Annotated in this window: 15 protein-coding genes; 6 read left to right on the forward strand and 9 right to left on the reverse strand. The window is 30.3% G+C overall.

What is annotated here, in order from left to right; all coding sequences use genetic code 11:
• Positions 1-556: 556 nt before the first annotated feature.
• The 4 genes from opp4C to BD821_RS09965 all read right to left on the reverse strand — a co-directional run bounded on the left by opp4C (position 557) and on the right by BD821_RS09965 (position 5,010).
• The gene (opp4C, locus tag BD821_RS09950) at positions 557-1,396 is read right to left on the reverse strand and encodes an oligopeptide ABC transporter permease (protein ID WP_104410356.1); all 840 of its coding nucleotides are present in this window, start codon (positions 1,394-1,396) and stop codon (positions 557-559) included.
• 129 nt (positions 1,397-1,525) lie between these two features.
• The gene (locus BD821_RS09955; RefSeq protein WP_104410357.1) at positions 1,526-2,491 is read right to left on the reverse strand and encodes an ABC transporter permease; all 966 of its coding nucleotides are present in this window, start codon (positions 2,489-2,491) and stop codon (positions 1,526-1,528) included.
• A gap of 94 nt (positions 2,492-2,585) precedes the next feature.
• The gene (locus BD821_RS09960) at positions 2,586-4,262 is read right to left on the reverse strand and encodes an ABC transporter substrate-binding protein (protein WP_104410358.1); all 1,677 of its coding nucleotides are present in this window, start codon (positions 4,260-4,262) and stop codon (positions 2,586-2,588) included.
• Positions 4,263-4,374: 112 nt separating this feature from the next.
• Positions 4,375-5,010, reverse strand: coding sequence for a hypothetical protein (locus tag BD821_RS09965; protein ID WP_104410359.1), 636 nt, complete (start codon positions 5,008-5,010; stop codon positions 4,375-4,377).
• Between the two features lie 352 nt (positions 5,011-5,362).
• Here BD821_RS09965 and BD821_RS09970 point away from each other — a divergent pair, with 352 nt between their 5' ends.
• Positions 5,363-5,806 carry an OsmC family protein gene (locus tag BD821_RS09970; protein ID WP_104410360.1) on the forward strand — a complete coding sequence of 148 codons (444 nt, stop codon included), beginning with the start codon at positions 5,363-5,365 and terminating at the stop codon, positions 5,804-5,806.
• 94 nt (positions 5,807-5,900) lie between these two features.
• Here the strand turns inward: BD821_RS09970 and BD821_RS09975 are convergent, their stop codons facing one another.
• From BD821_RS09975 to BD821_RS09985, 3 genes are all read right to left on the reverse strand, one after another.
• Entirely contained in the window at positions 5,901-9,254 is a 3,354-nt protein-coding gene (locus BD821_RS09975; protein ID WP_104410361.1) for an ABC transporter permease, read from the reverse strand.
• 2 nt (positions 9,255-9,256) lie between these two features.
• Positions 9,257-9,961 (reverse strand): ABC transporter ATP-binding protein, encoded by a 705-nt coding sequence (locus tag BD821_RS09980; protein WP_104410362.1) that lies wholly within the window; start codon positions 9,959-9,961, stop codon positions 9,257-9,259.
• Positions 9,962-10,265: 304 nt separating this feature from the next.
• The gene (locus BD821_RS09985; protein ID WP_104410363.1) at positions 10,266-10,871 is read right to left on the reverse strand and encodes a TetR/AcrR family transcriptional regulator; all 606 of its coding nucleotides are present in this window, start codon (positions 10,869-10,871) and stop codon (positions 10,266-10,268) included.
• Positions 10,872-11,111: 240 nt separating this feature from the next.
• On the opposite strand from BD821_RS09985, the gene istA reads away from it, so the two are divergent.
• The 5 genes from istA (at position 11,112) to BD821_RS10010 (ending at position 19,663) form a co-directional block, all read left to right on the forward strand.
• A complete protein-coding gene (istA, locus tag BD821_RS09990; RefSeq protein WP_104410364.1) occupies positions 11,112-12,017 on the forward strand; it encodes an IS21 family transposase in 906 nt (301 codons plus the stop codon).
• A gap of 348 nt (positions 12,018-12,365) precedes the next feature.
• Positions 12,366-14,159: an oleate hydratase gene (locus tag BD821_RS09995; protein WP_104410365.1), complete on the forward strand. Its 1,794-nt coding sequence runs from the start codon at positions 12,366-12,368 to the stop codon at positions 14,157-14,159.
• Between the two features lie 247 nt (positions 14,160-14,406).
• A complete protein-coding gene (locus BD821_RS10000) occupies positions 14,407-16,461 on the forward strand; it encodes a P-loop NTPase family protein (RefSeq protein ID WP_423236763.1) in 2,055 nt (684 codons plus the stop codon).
• A 2-nt stretch (positions 16,462-16,463) separates the two neighbouring features.
• Positions 16,464-17,708: a hypothetical protein gene (locus tag BD821_RS10005; protein WP_104410367.1), complete on the forward strand. Its 1,245-nt coding sequence runs from the start codon at positions 16,464-16,466 to the stop codon at positions 17,706-17,708.
• A gap of 11 nt (positions 17,709-17,719) precedes the next feature.
• A complete protein-coding gene (locus tag BD821_RS10010; RefSeq protein WP_104410368.1) occupies positions 17,720-19,663 on the forward strand; it encodes a vWA domain-containing protein in 1,944 nt (647 codons plus the stop codon).
• A 263-nt stretch (positions 19,664-19,926) separates the two neighbouring features.
• On the opposite strand, the gene BD821_RS10015 is transcribed toward BD821_RS10010, so the two are convergent.
• Both BD821_RS10015 and BD821_RS13475 read right to left on the reverse strand, forming a co-directional pair.
• On the reverse strand, positions 19,927-20,334 hold the full coding sequence (locus BD821_RS10015; RefSeq protein WP_104410369.1) for a DUF2871 domain-containing protein: 408 nt from the start codon (positions 20,332-20,334) through the stop codon (positions 19,927-19,929).
• Between the two features lie 210 nt (positions 20,335-20,544).
• The coding region (locus BD821_RS13475; protein ID WP_423236761.1) for a hypothetical protein at positions 20,545-20,736 on the reverse strand (192 nt) is incomplete at its 5' end.

Here is a 20,736-nt window from a genome sequence, read left to right on the forward strand (position 1 = left end):
TATATTAACTACATTTTTAAATATATTATTAAATATATTTAATTCCCTTATTTATAATTATACCCTTAAACATAAATAATCTCATCTATACTTTATATTATATATTTACTTTTACTTAGAGTTTAGATTATCTAATTGAGTTATCATCGCTAATTCTATCCGATGGCTACCAGACCTAACACCCCTATCCTCTTCAAGGTGGGGGATGACGGCTGCTACGCCCCTTTATAAGTTCTTCTAATACTCATATGGAGAGATGTATTCCTTATAAGCAAACTCCACCTGAGTCTAAGAATCACTTGATATTAAAAGGAACTTAGCGCGAACTTAAAAATCACTTAATTTTGATAACTTATCCACAAAAATATATATTAAACAAAAATAATCCACAGAGCCTTCATATAAATGGCCACAACTGTGGATTCTTTCATATTTATTATATTTTATTTTTAAGGTTATGTAAACCGCTAAGTTTAATTTCATAAAGACGCTTACAATAAATGGTTGCACCTCAGAGGTCCTCCCAGTAAAAGGGAGTACCTCTGAGGTGCTTCCTTTAACTTACATTTGGATCTAAAAAATCTCTCATTCCATCGCCCATAAAGTTTATTGACATAACAGTTAAAAATACACACAATCCTGGGGGTATCCAAAGCCACCATTCACTTTGAAGTGTTCTCATATTTTGAGCTGCCGCCAGCATATTTCCCCAACTTGGCTGTGGGGGCTTTACTCCCATACCTAAAAAACTTAGGGATGCTTCTGTTAATATACCGCTAGCTATGGATAATGTAGACGCCACAATTACAGATGGAATAATATTAGGCAAAAGATGTTTTAATAATATTCTTATGTTTTTAATTCCTAAAGCATGAGCCGCTTCAATGTATTCAGATTTTTTTAGTTTTAATATTTCTGCCCTTACTATCCTTGCTATGCCTGTCCAAGATAATACTCCTATTATTATAATTACATTCCATATATTTGGACCTAGAATTGCTGCCATAGCTATTGCAATAACAAAAAATGGAAAGCACATAAATACATCAACTATACGCATTATTATACTATCTACAACTCCACCATAAAATCCTGCTATAATGCCTAAGGTTGTTCCTATAAATATTTGAATTAACATACCTAACATTCCAACTGTTAAAGATACTCTTCCACCGTATACAAGCCTTGCAAATACATCTCTTCCCATTTCATCTGTACCTAAAATATGATCTTTTGATGGCGACATAGAAATATTCATCAAATCCACTTTATTTATATCCTTTGATATTATAAGTGGTGCTATAATAGAAAAAACTACTAATATTAATATCAGTACAGTTCCAATTATAGCTAATTTATTTTTTTTAAATCTATTTAAACCTCTGTTTTTAATCATATAAATCCCCTGCTTTTAAATATATAATTTTTTTGTAACTTTAGATATACAATCCTTTATAATATTAATACCTTAATTTCCTATTCCTTTAGTTATATCCATCTTTTTATTTTTAATTAAAAGATCTAACTACTCTTCATATGTAATCCTAGGGTCTACTATGGAATAAAGCACATCTGCTACTAGATTAGATAATAATATAATTATAGCTACTATCATTAAAATCCCCATAATAAGTGGATAATCTCGATTTAAAACTGCATCATAATTTAGCCTACCTATTCCTGGCCATATAAATATAGTTTCTGTTAATAATGCACCGGAAAATAAATATGGAATCTGCATACAGAGTACTGTTATTATCGTTATTAAAGCATTTTTAAAACCATGTTTCCAAATAACAGTCCTATTTTTTAAACCTTTTGCTTTAGCTGTCCTCATATAATCTTTGTTTATAACTTCAATCATAGATGACCTAGTATATTTCATAAGAGCTGCTATATTCATAAATGACAAAACTAAAGATGGTAACACCATGTGTTTTGCAACATCTACAAAGGATTTTATTCCAGTATAGCTTTCACCTGCTGTTCTCATTCCCGATATTGGAAATATTGTAGTATCAAAAGATAACATCTTAATTAATAATAGTCCAAAAAAGAATGAGGGTATAGAAATGCCTATGAAAGATATTATTGTTGCTAAATAGTCAAAAGTGCTATTTCTTTTAGTTGCAGAAATAACCCCTACTGGTATTGCTATAGCTGTGCTTATTATAGAGGAAACTATGGATAACAAAAGGGTGTTCCATATCCTGCTATTTATAACTGAAAGAACAGGCTCCTTAAATTGTATGGAATATCCAAAGTCTCCTACCATAGCCCTACGTACCCACTTTATATATTTAATAGGTAATGGGTCATAAAAGCCTAAATTTTTTAACATGATTTCAGTTTGTTCTGCCGGTATATTTGGATTTATCATTTGAATATAAGGATTTCCAGGTTGCATATGAACCATGGCAAAAACTACTATGGATACACCAAATAAAACTATTAAAGTAGTTGTAAGTCTTTTATATATATACTTTTTCAAAACATCACCTCAAACTCACTAAGACTATAAAACACTATAAATTTGTGCAGGCCTCTATAATATCTTAAAGAAACCTGCACCATTCTAACCTTTATTATTCTTCAATGTACCAATTTTCAACATCTATAAAATCTAAATTTGTATTTGGAGTAAAGTTTTTAAGTTTAGGATTTGTAGCTTTAACTATGTTTGGTGAGAAGAAATATACCCATGGCACGTCATTATTCATTATTTTAGCATAATCTTTATATATTTCTTTTCTCTTATTCATATCTGAAACCTCAATACCTTGCTCCATTAACTTATCTGCCTCTGGATTTTTGTAGCTTGATATATTCCAACCAAAAGTATTCTTTTTATCTGAAGCAGCAGTAGAATGCCAATATGGTTTTGCATCTGGATCTATAGGAAGCATATTAGCCATTAAATATAAATCAAATTCATGATCCCCAACTACTTGTTGCATAAGAGTACTAAATTCCATTGTAAGTATTTCTACATCAATTCCTACATCCTTCAAGTTCGATTGTATAAGTAACGCTCTTTGTTCTTGATCCTTATTACCACTTGGGCAATGTAGTTTGACTTTAAACTTCTCATCTTTGCTATTTTCTAATATTCCGTCCTTATCTTTATCTTCCCATCCAGCTTCTTTTAAAAGAGTTTTAGATTTTTCTACATCATAATTATATTCATTAAGCCCAGCATCTTTTGGATAAGCCCATGAAGATGGCAGCATAGGAACATTAACAAGAACTCCATTACCTTCTGAACGTTTTTCTAAGTCATCTTTACGATTTATTCCATACATAAGTGCTTGTCTAACCTTAACATCTTGAAATCTATCTTGTCTTAAATTTATTCCCATATAAAGTATGGCATTTTTAGGATAGTTAACTAATTCAAATTTCTTTTGACTTAAATCTTCTCTATCCTTCTTCTTCAAAGTTGAAACATCTGCAACATCTACAGTTCCATTTTGAAGTTCGCCTTGCACAGTTTCAGGATTTGTAACTTTAAATACAAACTTTTTTGTTTTAGCCTTGTCCCCATAAAAATCATCATTTCTTTCAAATTCTACGCTTTGTCCCTTTTCGAATTTAATAAATTTATATGGACCACTACCTACTGGATTTCCTAATAAGTCACTGCTTTCAGTCCACTTTTCAACAGGTACATCCCCCCATATATGCTTAGGTATAATTGGAGTTGTCCCTATCTTTCCTAGGGCTACGGAATAAGGCTTTTCAAAGTGAAACTCTATAGTATCACCATTAACCTTTATACCTTCTATAGAATCTGCTTTGCCTTCACTATACTCTTTAACGCCCTTTACTTTTTCAACTACATCTTTGCTAGAACCTTCATAATTTTTATTTGCTAAAGTCTTAAAAGTAAATTCTATATCATCCATAGTCAAATCTTTTCCATCATGCCACTTGATACCTTTTTTAAGTTTAAATTTATATACTAAATTATCACTAGATATCTCATGACTTTCTGCCATATCGTCTTTTAGATTATAATCTTTATCATAAGTTAAAAAACTAGAGTAAACTAAATCATTTACAGCATCATCATATGTAGTATTTGCTATCAACGGATTAAATACACCAGTTGGAGCAGTATTTAATGCATATACTATTTTTTCTTTAACCTTCGGTTCAGAAGTCACTTTATCTGTTTTCTCATTATTACTACAGCCTGTAAACACTAAAGACATAGAAATAATAGCCGAAAAAATTAGACATCCTATTTTTTTATTTTTCATGATTTTCCTCCTCAGTAAATTACTATTGTCACCTAATTATATGAATTTTTTTATTCATATTTCAAGTGATATTGATATTTAAAATTCAACCTGCTTCAATCATTTGAAATTACTATAGGTTTGTTTTCTTCCAATCTTTTATAGAATTATCCAGTTCAGTTAGTTTATCAACTAGATTAAAATCTTTATCAAATTCTTTGTCTAATTCCTTTACTACTCGTAATTTATATCTTGCAAAACTGAGCATACCTTCCGCTTTTTGTAAATTACCTTTATTTAATCCATCTTTTAATGCAAATGCTTCATCTATAGCTTTTATTGTTTCTAATTTCTTTTTTTCTGATATATTCATTTCTTTTTCTTTTATTCTAGAATTAAATTCCTCTAATCTTTTTGACTCTAAATCACTAGCATCAAATTTAGGATCTATTTTTTTTGCAGTTTCTATAGCATCTTGTGCAAGTTTTAATAAATTGCTTGCCTCACCTAAGTTATATTCATTTATATCCTTTACAGTAAATACCTTATTTACAGCTTCTCTTGCCTGATCTGCTGCCTCGTCACTTATATCCTTTTTGTTAATTGCCGCTTCTTGAGTAATATTTAATTTAATAGTTAAGCTATACTTTTCATATCCTAGAATAATTTTAGTATTTATATTTCTTTGTTTTTCTTCTAGATTTCCCTTAACTATTACTTCTATGTTTTTTGTGTCCTCGTTATAGTTTATTCTTATTATATTTTTCAATAACCTCAGCCTTTTTATTTTTAGTTCCACATCCAACCATTAGTGGAACCATAATTAAAATAGACATAACTAATGATAATACTCTCTTCATGTCTTTTCCCCCCGTAGAATTATTATTACTAAACCATTATATGAATTTTATAATATACATATCAAGTTGTATCAGTATTTAAAATCTACCTTGACTTAATCATTTAAAATCCCTCTAGCAAAATGTTAAAATTTTATTTAATTATACTATTATTTATACGTTTTAAAGTTGAATAATTTTTTAACAAGGTTATAATGTAATTGTATACCTTTACAAAGGTGTCCAACTTATTACAAATAATATTATACAGGGGGTATAAAAATGGCAGTAGAAGTTTTTAAAAGTACCACTAAATTAACAGATGGACTTAAAATTGAATGTTCAGCTAGAAACCACAAAATAATAATGGACGAGCCTCAATCCTTAGGTGGATCAGATGCTGGTATGAATCCTGTAGAAGCATTATTATGTTCTCTTGGAGCTTGCCAATGCATAGTTGCCAAATGTTTTGCTAAACTAAAAAAAATAGATCTTCAAGAATTTTGGATAGAGCTTGAAGGCGACTTAGATCCTGATGGATTCCAAGGAAAGAATAAAGATGTTAAAATTGGTTTTCAAGCAATAAAAAGTAACATACATATAAAGTCAACTTCTTCAAAAGAAGATATTGAAAAGTTTGTTCAGTTTATTGAAGATACATGTCCTGTATGTGATAGCTTGAAAAATGCACCTAGAATATCTTCAGAAATAATAATAGAAAAATAGCAAGAAAACACTACTATATAAAAGGATAAAAAAGGAAGCACCTCAGGGGTGCTCCCAGTAAAAGGGAGGACCTCTGAGGTGCTTCCTTTTTTTGTTATTCTGCGCTTTTTAGTGATTCTATCATGTCTATTTTGTCGAACTTTTTATACATTGCAAGGTTTACGATTATGGAAAATATCATTGTAAGCCCTACTGAGTATAGGAAATAAATTGGTGGAACTTTTCTTATGAACATTAGTATATTGGTTTCTGCACTTATTATTACAAAGTTATTTAAAAGTACCCCAAGGCCTATACCTGTTAAACTTCCTATGACTGTTAATATAATATTTTCCCTGTATATATAGGAAGCTAGTTCTTTATTATAAAATCCTAGAAGCTTTATAGTTGCAAGTTCTCGTCTTCTTTCATTAATATTTATATTTGTTAGATTATATATCACAACAAAGGCTAGTACCCCTGCTGATACTATAAGAACTAGAACTACGGCATTTATACTCTTTACGCTTTCATCATAATTAAGTTGAATATTATTTTTAAAGCTTACAGAATTCACTCCATTGATTTTTGTTAGAAGTTTTGAAGTATCATCTTCTACATGAATTTCAGTGTTTTGTAATAATCCATAAAAGCCATTAAATTTCAAGCTTTCTCCCGTTACCTTTTCATAATATTTAGGGCTCATGTAAATATAATGCATAACATAATGCTCAGTTATATGAGATATCTTAGCTTCTATAGTGATATCATCAATGACTATTTTAAAGCTATCTCCTACATTTTTCCCCATAATTTTTGAAAGCTTTTCAGTTATAATTACGCCCTCATCATTAAGATTCAAATCTTTTTCCTTCATTGTAAGATTTATATAACTATTGATGTCTTCAGCATTTTCAGGAACTACTATATAAACATCTTCACTTTCAGGATTCTTTTCCTTCACTGTTCCATTTTTTGAATAACTAAAAAGTACAGATTTTATATTAGAATCTTCTATAATCTTATCTTTCATTTCGTCTTTTTCATCTTCATTTATGTTACTTGTAAGATTGGATTGCACATCATATTTATAAATCTTATTAAATTGATTTTCTGTGGATCCTACTATACCTTCTCTAATGCCAAATCCAGTTATCATAAGACCAGTACAAGCAGCTACTCCTATTACTGTCATGAAAAGTCTTTGTTTATATCTAAATACATTTCTTGCTGTAACCTTTTTTGTGAAACTTAGCCTTTTCCACAAAAAGTTTACTCGTTCAAGCAATATAACCTTCCCTGATTTAGGTGCCTTTGGTCTCATTAAAGATGCTGGTACCTCTTTTAATTCTCCTAAGGTTGCTGCTATTACAGATATTGATATAAATAATATCACTATAATCCCTGACTTTACTGCAAGCCCCATATTGAAGGGTGTTAACACATAGGGAATTGTATATAGTGATCCATAAGCTTTGATTATAAGCTTTGGAAATAATGTGAATCCAAAACTTATTCCAACGGCGATACCTACAAGGCTTGCCGCAAGTGAATATATAAGATAATGAGATACTATTGATGTTATTGAATATCCTAGAGCTTTAAATGTACCTATTTCTATTCTCTTTTCCTGAACCATCCTTGTCATGGTGGTTAAACTAACTAAGGCTGCCACCAAGAAAAATATAAGGGGGAATACCCTTCCTATGTTGTCCATTCTATCGCTATCTTGCCTATAGGTCTCATACCCAACATTGGTGGATCTTCCAAGAACATACCACTCTGGATCTTTCATATGATTAAGGTCATATCTATTTTTCTCAATCTTTTCTTGGCCTTCCTTAATCTTGTTATTGGCCTTTTCCTCTTCTATCCTTAACTTTTCAAGATTTTCATTAATTACTTTTTCACCTTGTTTTAATTTATCTTTTCCTTCATTTAGCTTTTTTAAGCCTTCTTCTCTACCTTTATTTAACTGAACTTCTGAATCACTTAACTTTTTCTCATTTTCTTCAATATACTTTCTGCCAGATTCAATTTCTGTCTCTCCTTTTTGAAGTAAAGCCTCTTTAGCATCTACCTCTTTTTGTCCTATAGATATCTTAAGAGCTGCATTATCAAAATTAGCTTTTATTTCTTCTATATTGAAATAATAACTTATCTTCTCTAAATTATTATTATCTTTTAGCGAATTGTACATATTATCAAAATCTTTACCCTTAATATTATTTTTATAAATATCATTTATAAGGTTATATTCTGCTAAAAATTCTGTATTACTCGGATCAGAATCTAGCTGCGCTTTTGCTAATGCTACCCTGCCTAGTATTGCTGATGAAATATTACTTGCAGCCTCACCTTTACCTGAAATTATCTGTTTTTCGCTATTATAAAGTTTAGATTTAGCCTCTTTAATTTGAAGCTTACCATCTTCAATTTCTTGTGCCTTTAACTTCAGCTGATTCTTACCATCAGTTAATTCTACCTTGGCTGATTTTATTTTATTTTCTCCATCTTCCATTTCTTTATTGAAAATATCTTCACTTTTTTTAAGTTCCTCTTCACCTTGATTTATTTTATCTTTTTCATTTTCTAATTTAGAATATGCATCTTTAAATTTATCTTCTACTTCCTTTTTTGATGCATTTAATTCTTCCTCTGCTTCATTTATCTTGGTATTCCCTGTTTCTAAAATCTCATCATATCTAAGTCCACTTCTTTTAACTCCAAGTGTCTTAAGACCTTCTTCTATGATTTGACTTTTTTCTTTATATTTTTCATTATAAAGAAGGCTACTTTTCGACTGATTATTATTAGTTCTTACATATACTTCGGTGTAAACCTCACTTTTAAATACATCTTCTAATATATAAATAAACCCTTTTACAGATCCATTTCCAACAGAACTAAGTTGCCTTTGAAGTGATATATATAAAGGTGAATCCGCAGTACCTACGATTTCAAATTCATTATTTTTTAAGCTATCACCTATATCATTATTACTTCCAGATTCTACAACAATTTTACTTCCTATCTCTAGATTATTTGCTTTTAAAAACTTATCCTCAACTATAGCTTCATTGTTGTTTTCGGGCCTTCTACCACTAACTATATTTATATCATTTATGCCACCTGATTCTTGCAATGAATTTATATTCATAACTAAAGACCTGTTGTCCTTTTCAATTACACCATCTAATGAATAAGCGCCTACAGCCTTTGTTACACCACTTTGTTTTTCCACTTCATCTACATCATCTTTAGTAAGTCCAAGTGTAGAAATTAATTTAAAATCCATAAGATTATTTTCATTAAAATAACGATCTGCTGATAGTTTCATATCTGGACTTGTAGCCCTAACCCCTGCATAAAATGATACTCCAACTGCAATAATTATAACTATTGACAAAAATCTTGAACAAGTCTTTCTTATATCTCTACCTAAATTTTTTAAAAATGTTTTCTTCATAATTACCACTCTATACTTTCTATTGATACAGGATTCGAATTTATCTTTACATCTTGTACCTTGCCACTTTTTACAGTTATGACCTTATCTGCAATTGGTGCTATAGCTGAATTATGGGTTATTATAATAACAGTCATGTTATATTTTTTTGATGTATCATATAAAATCTTAAGTATGGATTTACCTGTATTATAATCTAAAGCTCCTGTAGGCTCATCACAAAGAAGAAGCTTTGGATTTTTTGCAAGGGCTCTTGCTATTGATACTCTTTGTTGTTCCCCACCTGAAAGTTGTGACGGGAAATTATATATTCTATCTTCAAGTCCTACGCTTTTAAGTACTTCTAGTGGGTTTATAGGATCCTTGCATATTTCAACTGCTAGTTCAACATTTTCCAGCGCATTTAAGTTTTGAATTAAGTTATAAAATTGAAATACAAATCCTATTTCTTCACGTCTATAAGTTGTAAGACCTTTTTTATCATATTTACTTATCTCATTTCCATTAACAAATATATTTCCATCTGTAACATTATCCATGCCTCCAAGAAGATTAAGTATAGTAGACTTCCCAGCACCACTTGACCCAAGCACAATAACAACTTCACCCTTATCTATGGAAAATGAAACATCATCTACGGCTTTAATAATAACTTCACCCATTGTGTAACTCTTCTTTACATTTTTAAACTCTATAAAATCTTTCATTCTTTACTTTTCTCCAATCTATATATAGTATATTTACAAATCTATGAACCTCGGTTCTCTTTTATCCCATGGCTACCAGACCTAACACCCCTATCCTCTTCAAGGTGGGGGGTGACGGCTGCTACGCCCCTTTATAAGTTCTTCTAAGCCTTTGATGGAGAGATGTATTCCTTATAAGCAAACTCCACCTGAGTCTAAAAATCACTTGATTTTAAAAAATACCGCCACTTTAAAAGTAGCAAGTTTTAAGTATTATATCTTTTATTGAATTTTTAAATAATGTCTTAAGTTTGTGTGTTAATAGTTAATTTATATCCTCGCTATCTACTTTATCTAAAATATCATTATAAAAGATTTCTATTATACTAAGTATTAGTTTACGAACTTCTGCTCCCTCTTGTCTTTCTTCCAATATTATAGAAATACTCTCAACTAAACTATTTGAAATTATATAAATAAGAAAGTTGTCTTTAAGCTTCTTTCCTTTAGTGGATAACTGATAAGACACATTTTCTGTAACTATTCTAGTTATAAAATCTACAAAGGTTCCCTTACAATGTTCATACTTAGAACCTTGACTTTTATTAAGAAGGATAGAAAGTTCTATACTATTATAATTAAATATTTCCATAATCTTTTCCATAAGCTGATAAAAGACATCTTCCGCCTTATCATTAAGTTCAACTTTTTGAAATTGATTTATGTAATCCATAACTTTATCATAAACTGGCTCTATGAGGTTTTCATATAAAGCTTCTTTACTATCAAAATACTTATATATATTACCAACCGATGTATTAGAGTTTTTAGCTATACTCCTTACAGAAGCGCCCTTGTAGCCCTTTTTATTAAATTCCTTCAAGGCTTCTTCCTTTATACTGTTTCTAACATGATCCTTTAAATATTGCATAAAAAAACCTCCGTTCTCTTTTAGATTATATTACATCTAATTTCCACTGTCAATATTGTCTTTTCTCTCTCCATGGGTTAATATATTATAAGATTAATATTTACAAACATATTTGGTAGGTAAGTTTAAAATTTGTAAATGTTAAAGTAAAAGTATAGAAAAATTATAGCTTAACGACACATGAATTTATTCATTTTTTCTATATAATATTTCTAAAGATATGATGTCAGGAGGGATATTATGCGTAATGATGTATTGAACTATTTAGAATTAATTAAAGATGAGATAGGATTATTAAACAAAAGTGAACTTGCTAGACGACTAAATTGTGATCCACGAACAATAGAAAGATATATTAAGGATCCGAACACTGAATCAAGAAAGCCAAGAGAAATCAAAAGTAAAATTGATGACTTTAAAGAAAAGATTATTGACAAAGTAGATACTTTAGGTTCAAATTCAATGTCAATATTTAAATATATACAACAAAAGGGATATGATGGTGGTTATCACACTGTAAATAATTTCATTAAAAACTATAAAAGTGAGCAATTGCAAAGGGCAACCATGAGATTTGATAAGGGTCTAGGGTTACAAGCAAAGGTAGATTGTAAGGAAACTTTAACTATGATTAATAGTGAAGGTGAAATATTTAATATTAACATTTTCTTAATACTTTTGGGTTATTCAAGATTAAGCTATATAAAGTTAATTACAGATAAAACTCAAAAAACCTTACGCCAATGCCTTATAGAAAGTTTTAAATATTTTGAGGGTGTTCCTAAAGAAATCATAATTGATAACATTCCAGCCGTTGTTGATAGACGTAAAACCACCTTTGAAAATGTAGCTATCCATGAGGATTTTGAACGTTTTTCAGAAAATGCTGGTTTTGAAGTTATTGCATTTAACCCATACATGGCTGTTATAAAAGAGAAGGCAGAAACTTTGGACAAGCTAATTAAAAGACTAAATCCATATAATAAAAAATTTGATACCTTTGATGATCTTAATACTATTGTTAAAAAATTCAATGATGAAATAAATAATGAAATTTCACAGGTAACACATGAAATACCAGTTGTTAGATATTTAAAAGAAAAGAGTTATTTAAATCCGCTACCGCCAATGAATATACTTTTGTAACTTTCTTCCTACCAAAAAAAATATAATATATCTCAGATCTTATTATAAATTAAACAGCTTATAATCCCTCATTACTAAGGATTATAGGCTGTTTTATTATTTCTATTACAAAACTTACTATCAATAAATAGCAGTGTTTTTGAAAATAAATTAAAATATAAATTAGATACACTTGATTTAAAAAAACTGATTAAATCTAATTAACATACATTTTGAGATTCTAAAAAACATACATTTTGATGTTTACATTTCAGTGGTTTAAGTCTATACTATTAAATATCCCTAGAAGTAATCTAAATATAACAATAGAATTTAAAACTATTTAAAATTAGGAAAGAAGGAGATTAAATGAAATTAAAAACTTATGATGATAGGCTTACACTTACAAACGGAACTTACCATTCTTTAGTTAATGCAAGAAAACCTAAAGGAATCGAGGATAAAAAGGCTTACTTAGTTGGTACAGGCATTGGTGCTTTAGCTGCTGGTTGCTTTTTGATTCGTGATGCTCACATGGACGGAAGTAAAATTACTTTCTTAGAACAATTAGATATTCCAGGTGGGTCACTAGATGGTGAAGTTCGTCAAAATATGGGTTATGTAGCACGTGGTGGCCGTGAAATGGGACATCATTTCGAGGTTTTATGGAGTTTATTTAGTTCATTACCATCTACAGAAGATCCTAGCATGAGTGTTTTAGATCATTTTTATTATACAAACTTTGATGATCCAAACTCTAGCAACTGCCGTATTACCGAAAGGCAAGGAGTTCGTTATGACAATGGAAAATTTAATTTAGGTCAAGACCTAGCAAAGGAATTAGCTGCTTTTGTAGGCATGTCAGATGAAGAACTTGAAGATAAAGGTATCGAAGAAATCTTTTCTGAAGATCTTTTAAATAGTGACTTTTGGACATATTGGAGAACAATGTTTGCTTTTGAAAACTGGCATAGTGCTTTAGAGATGAAATTATATATGAATCGTTTCATTCATCACGTTGGAGGTTTACCTGATCTTTCAGCTTTACAATTTTCAAGACATGATCAATACACTTCTTTCGTAAAACCTATGATTAAATATTTGGAAGACCATAATGCTAAATTCCAATATGGAGTTACTGTAAATAACGTTGAATTCGCAATTTCAGATGATAAAAAGGTTGCAAAAAGAATAGATGCAACAGACAAAAACGGTAAAGATCTTTCTATTGACCTAACAGAAAATGACTTAGTATTTATAACTAATGGTTCTATGACTGAAGGTTCTGGATATGGAAGCGACAATTCCCCTGCTCCATTTAACAAAGAAGCAAAAGGATGTTGGGAGCTATGGAGAAATATAGCAGCTCAATCTTCTGAATTTGGAAATCCAGATAAATTCTGTACAGACCCAGAAAAATCTAGTTGGGAGTCTTGTACAGTAACCTGTCATGATGAACGCGTTCCTAAATATATTGAAAAAATCACAAAACGTTCTCCATATGGTGGACGCACCGTAACAGGCGGCATAATAACAGCTATTGACTCTTCATGGTTAATGAGCTGGACTATAAACCGTCAAGAACAATATGACGGACAACCTGAAAAGGACGTTGTTTGTTGGGTATATGGTTTATTTACTGATGTTCCTGGAAACTACATTAAAAAACCTTTAAGAGATTGTACTGGTAAGGAAATTACAAAAGAATGGTTATATCATATAGGAGTTCCTACAGACGAAATTGAAGAATTAGCAGAAAGTTGTACTGCAATTCCTGTTATGATGCCATATATAACAGCTCAATTTATGCCTCGAAAGGCTGGTGACCGTCCATTCGTTGTACCAAAGAATGCAGTAAACTTTGCCTTCCTTGGACAATTTGCTGAAACATTAGACAAACCAGGTCGTGATACTGTATTTACTATAGAATACTCAGGACGTACAGCAATGGAAGCCGTATATGTATTAACTGGAGTTGAAAAAGGTGTTCCTGAAGTATATGGTTCTAGATATGATATCAGATATTTATTAAATGCAGGTGTAAGTTTACTAGATGGTGAGAAGCCAAAACTTGATTTACCACCACTAACTAGACGTAAAATTGCAAAACAAATAGCAGGAACAGAAATTGAAGACTTATTAAAAGAATATGGAGTTCTATAATATGATTTTCAATTATATAATTTGATTAAAGTCCCGATTTTTTAAAATCCCGAATTTCAAAAAAATCGGGATTTTAAAATTTTAGGCATTTATATATTATATTAACATCTAATATATTGTAATTATGATATATAGATTTTATAAAGCTAGTATATTGTAATTATGATATATAGATTACATAAAGGAGGAAACTTCTGTGGAAGAGCAAAAAGATTTTAAGAAAATTTATATACCAACTATAGAAGAAATGCAGAGTTTATATGAAGATGATTTACGAAAGGAAGCCCTTGAATCATCCGAACATGAAAATATTAAACAAGTAAAAAAGCAAGGATCCTTTTTTAAAACCTTTCGAAAACTTGAAAAAGATGATTATAAAATTACTTCTGATTCTAAAAAGGATAATGTTTATTACAAAAAATATAAAGCTTACGTAGAAGAGGAAACTGCAAATAAGGGAAAGCAGATAGAGGAAATTGAAAACTTAATCAAATATGAAAGATTTTTTCTCCGTTTTGAAAGACGGGTAAGTATAGAAAATAATAGTTCTAATCAATATGGAAGTAATTCAGCTACAAGGTATCACGTTGATTTCATAGAAAAATTAGAAGGTCAGCTTGAAAAGCTTATAAAAGGTTCTCCAGAAGCATGGGAGTTTTATTATAAACGCCAATTAATAAGTGATATAGAAAGCCAACACCAACAACGATTAGTAACTGTTCCTTATGTGGTTAATGCAAAACAAAAAGTAATAGATTCATTAAACTTAGGTGTTCCTGTATACATTGTAGGACATTTAGGCAGTGGAAAAACACAACTTGCAACTGAAGCTGCTTTAAGTTTTAGTATTGAAAATAAAATACAAAGCGATTTAGAACATAAAATGGAAGATTGGTTTTCTTTAAATCAAAATTCTACAGAAAAAGATGCTATTGAAAAATTTGTAGAATTTAATAAGGAAAGAGAGCTTTATTATAAAAACATTTTAATCAATGGAAATAAAGAAGAAATAGAATCTTTACAACCACTTTTCATATCCGGATCACATAATTTAACTTATGAAGATATGTTTGTAGAGAAAACTTTATCCCTTAAACACTCTTTTTCAGAAGGTTCTTATATAGATTATTTAAATATGATTATAGAAGACTTTTATAAATGGATGGATGAGCACAAAGAAAGGCTAAATTCCATGACTGAAAAAGAACAGTTAAATCTTAAAATTCAAATTTGGAAGAGTTTTTCTGATTTATTGGTAGCAAATAATAGTGCCTTTGGTACTGAAGTTCAGAAAATAGAAAGAGAAATTTTAATTGCAGTAAGAGAAGGTCGCACCGTAATTGTAGACGAATTAAATACAATTGCCATGCAAAATTTAATTGCTTTAAATGATATCTTGCAGCGTCATGCTGGGGATACTGCTTACATTACAGGAGTTGGTCCTGTTTTGATTAAACCTGGATTTGGATTTATCGGCACAGGTAACTTATCAACTCAAATGGTTAATTACGAAGGTACAAATGAGTTAAACCCTGCCTTTAAATCACGTTTTGTAACAATTGAATACAATTATGTACCTCAAAAGACAACTGGATCATTAAATGACCAACAATCCCCAGAAAAAAATGAGCTTTTTAGAATAATTATAGCAAGATTGGCTGACAAAGGTGGTAACATTCGTATACCTAATTCTAAAAGGACATTAGAAGAATTATTTAGATTTTGTCAATTATGCAGAGTCACTCAAAATGTATTTATGAATAAGTGGAAAGATAATGAGATTGAGAAGGATTTTGGAATGGATGAACCTGAATTAAGGGAGTCCGTATTATCAATCCGTAACATATTGCATGTTTTAGATAACTGGAATCAAGGAGAAGAAAAGGATTTGAGCAAAGCTTTGTGGGATGGTTTTATTAGTTCAATTACTTATCCTGATGACCAAAACTACATACTCTCACAAGCAGTACGTTTTGGATTCTTTCCTAAAGATGAAGGGTGGAACATTGAAACAAAGGGCATAGGAGAATCAACTACAACCTATGACGAAATTCGTACACGTCCATACCACTATGTTCGTCCATTAATAGAAACCTTAAGCTATTTAGATGTAGTTCACCTACTATTTGGAGGTGGAACTGAAAGAAGAACTTTACCAAAGGTATTGATAGATGGCCTTGAAGATGATACTTATGCTCCATCTCAAGTTGATGCAAAAACCTTCCAAAACCTAGACCAAAAATTATCTCACTTAGAACATTCAAAAGATATAATTGACTATCTAGAATATAATGGAGGATAATAATGAAAACAAATTTATCCGTAGATGGAGATTATTTTAAGAATCAAATTAAAACCTTAAGAAAAAAGCTAAATGAGTGTATGGTAACTGGGATTTTAGATGATGATTTTGAAGATAATTTAACTAAACTTTCACAAATGGAAGAAACTTTATTAATTGAATTAATTCCCTATTACCGAACTTCTTTAGATAATACAAAAAAGACTTCAATGAAAATAAATTCTATAAAAAAGCTAGGAGCTTCTAGCTTTAATGGATTTTTAAAAAGTACACTTAGAATTAATGAAAAACTTTTTATTACAAGTAGTATAGATGGCAACGTCCAATTTTTTTATATAGATATTGTAGATACCTTTTATGATGGTACCCAAATTCAACAAGAGTGGACTCTTCCTATTAAAGAAATAAAAGAAGCAGTTTCCTATCTATACAAGTTAAGTCCTAAAGAAATTTTGCTTTTTGGAGTAAGAGGTGGTCTCTACATTATTTCAAGTGATAATTTTGATCAAATACCTAATGTAAACGGAGAAATTAAGGTAAAAAGCCTTGAAGTAAATGGTTGTATTAATGACTTTGGAAGATGTCTTGCAATTAATGACAGCTTATTCATAGTAGAAAATGGAGAAGAAAGATTGAACTTATTGGAACTCACAAAAGAAAAAGATGAATACTCTTTGATCTTTCATAAAGACATTTATTGTAACATTCCAAATTGGACTGTGCTTGAAAAGATAAGCTGCAATTATTTTGTAGTTGGAACGAAGACAGGCCAATTATGTTTTATTAAATATGAGAATAACAAACTCACCATAACAGAAAGCTTTAATTTTCTAAGTGAGGAAATAAGAAAAATTAAACGCTTAGAAACTGGAGATGGTGATAATAATTCCCTTATGGTTATGGGGAATAATGGTCAAATCGGTATACTATCTTTATCCGAAGATACCGAACCCAAACTTATAAAAACACAGTTAAATGATTTAAAAGGTAATTTATTTGATATTCAATCAAAAAAAGGCACAGCAGTAGTTTTAAGTGAAGATGGAATCATCTACTTATTTGAAGAAGACTTTGGAAGTTGGCATCTTAATTTAGACACCACCATGGAAAATGTCTTCTTTACAAATGTTTTATCATTTGATACTTCAAGATATTTGCTTATGGACGTAGATGGAAATTTAAATTTATTAGACATAGATAGAATTGATACCAAAGAAGACTTGTTTAATCTTCCACTGTATGGATAGGAGGAATTAATATGTTTGAAATAGATGAAAAAACTCTAATTGAAGAAGCTAAAAAACATTATGAAGAATTTTTACAAAAAGAACAACGCTCATTAGCTACATTTACAGGTGATTCTAGTTTGATTTATATTCCGGATCCGAAATTAGAAAGGTTTGTATTTAATCCCTCTAAGGGAGTTTTATACTTACCACTAGAAAGCTTTTTAGATGAAAAGTTAAACGACGATGAAATCATGTGGCATATTTACTATGAGCTAGCCCTATACCCTGACTGGAAAAAGCGAACTAAAAATTATCTAAGTAGAAAATATGATTGGCAAAAAGAAATTGATGGCATGACAAGCTATATTCTAGCTAGGATAAAAAAAGAAGGACTAGAAAAAGACCTTGCATATCAACCTAAAATCATTTCAAATTATGTAAGAAAAGAACTTCTTGATTTATTACATCTACTAGACAAACAAACAGCATTTTTGCGAGTTTTGCAGATGTGTCCTATCTATAGGGATGAACAAAACTTTCTTAATATTGTCTCCTATATGAAGCAAATTGGTAAAACAGTTGAGTCCATTTCTAAGATGCCAAGGCACAGAGCATTTGCAAACAGCTTTTTAATTATTGAATTATATAAAACCATACCAACCATAGAAAAGTGTTCTGAAAATCCCTTTAATCAAACAATTTTAAATCAGCCACTTTTCGATTTTATTCGCTATCATTTGGTTAGGCAAATAAACGATAATCAGGGCATTGTAGAAAGAGATCCCTTCATTCGGTCTTTTATCTTTCCGCTCTTTGAACAATTATGGAAAGAAGAAATTGATGAGATGACATTTTATAAATCAAAAGAAGAAAAAGGTGAACAAGTCAAAGGAAGTGAAAATCCTTTTGAAATGTCTAAAGAAGATGAGATTCCAAGTTCACTAGAATCTACAAAGGAAGAAGAAGAAAATATTCTAGAAGAAATGCTAGATAAACAAGATCAAATAAGTGAAGCTGCGCAAAATACTATACAAGGCAAGTCAGATTTAAAACCTTACGGTATTACCAAAACCGATGAACAATTATTTCAATTTTATTCAAATAAAATGAAGTCAGAAAGAGAAGAAATGCGTAAACTTTGGCAAAAGTTAATTGGTGATACAAAAAAAGAGGTAAGTGTAAAAAAGAATAATCAAATAAAAGGCAAACTAGATGTAGACAGCTTCATTAGCTCTTATACAGACTTTGTAGAAGGTGAGAAAAAAGGAAATTATAAAAACCTTCGGATTTTTAATAGATACTTATTAGAAACTAAGGCAGGCGCCTTACCTCACAGAATAGAAATTTCTTTTGTAATAGACAATTCCGGATCAATGGATGAGTCAAAAATCCAGGCAGCAAGGAAGGCTTTAGCTGTTACATTGCTATCAATAGATGATTTTAATGGATATTTGAAAAGTAATGCAACACAATTAAATCAAAAAATAGAAGTTTTAAGTGAAACATGGTTCTTTGGCAGTAAATATTATAATGTGAAAAAATTTAACGATAAAGATGTCAGTGAAAAAGAAAAAAGCGATATAATCCGATCAATTGTCAAGCTGGATGCAACAGATGGAGCAACCGATGATGCAAGATGCCTTAAGGAAATATCTAATAATATTACATCCATACAGGAAAACGAACTCAAAAAGGGAAACCAAATAAAGATAGTTTTTGAAGTTACAGATGGTGCCTCAAGTTTTCCAGGCTCAACTAAAGAGGCTGTACAGGAACTATTATCTAAAAATGTGGAAGTCTACGCATTTCAAATAGGAAAAAACAACACAGCAAATGAAAAGACTTTTAATTTTGTATGGAATGAAGAGTATAAACAACCACACGGCGTTATTATTGGCGAACAAGTAGAAAACCTACCTAAAGAACTTCTCAAAGCAGTAGGAAAAAACATGCAATCCATTTTCAACAATTAGCAATATCTCACCCATATATCAATTGAATATTAAAATCTTTTTTATCAACGGAAAAGCTTCCTAATACTATTTGTTTTTATATCATCACTCCAAATATATATCTTATCACAACTTCTACCAGTAAATGTATGCACCTCTGGGGTGCTACCTTTTTCTGGTAGCACCCCAGAGGTGCATCCTTAATATTCCATTTGATTCTTAACACTTTTTCAGAAGGGAACCCCACCTACCACCAAAGGCCACTTAATGTTTTAGTCCTAACCTTAACTTTCAAATGTGCCAATTGCCTTCTTTATTATAATCATAAGCCAAATAATAGATCCTCCTAAAACAGCATGTCCTAATCCAGCCATATGACTTAATCCATTAAAATCATTACCTATTACTTGAAGAATTCCTCTCCATACCATGGTGAAAGCGGTAAATAATAAAGCAATATTATAAACTATATACCAAGCACCAAATCCCTTAACCTTATTTATTCCGTAATTTGATTGTAACAATAAGATTATTAAAAAGAATATAAATCCTAAAACTAAAAGATGAGGATGTACCGATTTTAATGCTGTAACGCCTTCAAATTTATTAACCTTAGTAACTTCTCTATAAAATACTCCCATTAGTAAACCTAAAATCAAATAGGCAAATGACGTATTATAAATTTTTTTCATTATTGAATATCTCCTTATTATTATCAATATAAGTCTTAACAGTTCTAATGCAAACTAATACTTAATATTAATTATAAGTAATTATTCTTTAAATTTCAAGTTGTAATTATAATCAGTTTGAGTCAAGTAAAAGTGGGCAACTATTTTGTTTAATTTATTATCCATTATTTTACATGAGGTATTTATAATTTACCATGACCATTTTTATTCTTAATTGTAGCTAAGATCTCCAAATCCTTTTAATCCACAAAGTCTTTGTATTACTTTTCTTCCCAAGGTAACCGCAGCTCCACTATAAGGAATAGGCGCGGTATGTATCTTATATTCTTTAGATTTCGTACCCTTTTTATTAACCGCGGAAGCGGATAAAGGTATTTCACGAATTACAGTATCTATAACGCC

Source organism: Clostridium algidicarnis DSM 15099, from assembly GCF_002934235.1.
In the GTDB taxonomy this organism is placed as follows: domain Bacteria; phylum Bacillota; class Clostridia; order Clostridiales; family Clostridiaceae; genus Clostridium_L; species Clostridium_L algidicarnis.

Excerpts from the sequence above, each read along its gene's own strand:
- opp4C (WP_104410356.1), bottom strand. The coding sequence starts at position 1,396 with ATGATTAAAAACAGAGGTTTAAATAGATTTAAAAAAAATAAATTAGCT.
- BD821_RS09960 (WP_104410358.1), bottom strand. The coding sequence starts at position 4,262 with ATGAAAAATAAAAAAATAGGATGTCTAATTTTTTCGGCTATTATTTCT.
- BD821_RS09970 (WP_104410360.1), top strand. The coding sequence starts at position 5,363 with ATGGCAGTAGAAGTTTTTAAAAGTACCACTAAATTAACAGATGGACTT.
- BD821_RS09975 (WP_104410361.1), bottom strand. The coding sequence starts at position 9,254 with ATGAAGAAAACATTTTTAAAAAATTTAGGTAGAGATATAAGAAAGACT.
- BD821_RS09980 (WP_104410362.1), bottom strand. The coding sequence starts at position 9,961 with ATGAAAGATTTTATAGAGTTTAAAAATGTAAAGAAGAGTTACACAATG.
- BD821_RS09985 (WP_104410363.1), bottom strand. The coding sequence starts at position 10,871 with ATGCAATATTTAAAGGATCATGTTAGAAACAGTATAAAGGAAGAAGCC.
- istA (WP_104410364.1), top strand. The coding sequence starts at position 11,112 with ATGCGTAATGATGTATTGAACTATTTAGAATTAATTAAAGATGAGATA.
- BD821_RS09995 (WP_104410365.1), top strand. The coding sequence starts at position 12,366 with ATGAAATTAAAAACTTATGATGATAGGCTTACACTTACAAACGGAACT.
- BD821_RS10000 (WP_423236763.1), top strand. The coding sequence starts at position 14,407 with ATGCAGAGTTTATATGAAGATGATTTACGAAAGGAAGCCCTTGAATCA.
- BD821_RS10005 (WP_104410367.1), top strand. The coding sequence starts at position 16,464 with ATGAAAACAAATTTATCCGTAGATGGAGATTATTTTAAGAATCAAATT.
- BD821_RS10010 (WP_104410368.1), top strand. The coding sequence starts at position 17,720 with ATGTTTGAAATAGATGAAAAAACTCTAATTGAAGAAGCTAAAAAACAT.
- BD821_RS10015 (WP_104410369.1), bottom strand. The coding sequence starts at position 20,334 with ATGAAAAAAATTTATAATACGTCATTTGCCTATTTGATTTTAGGTTTA.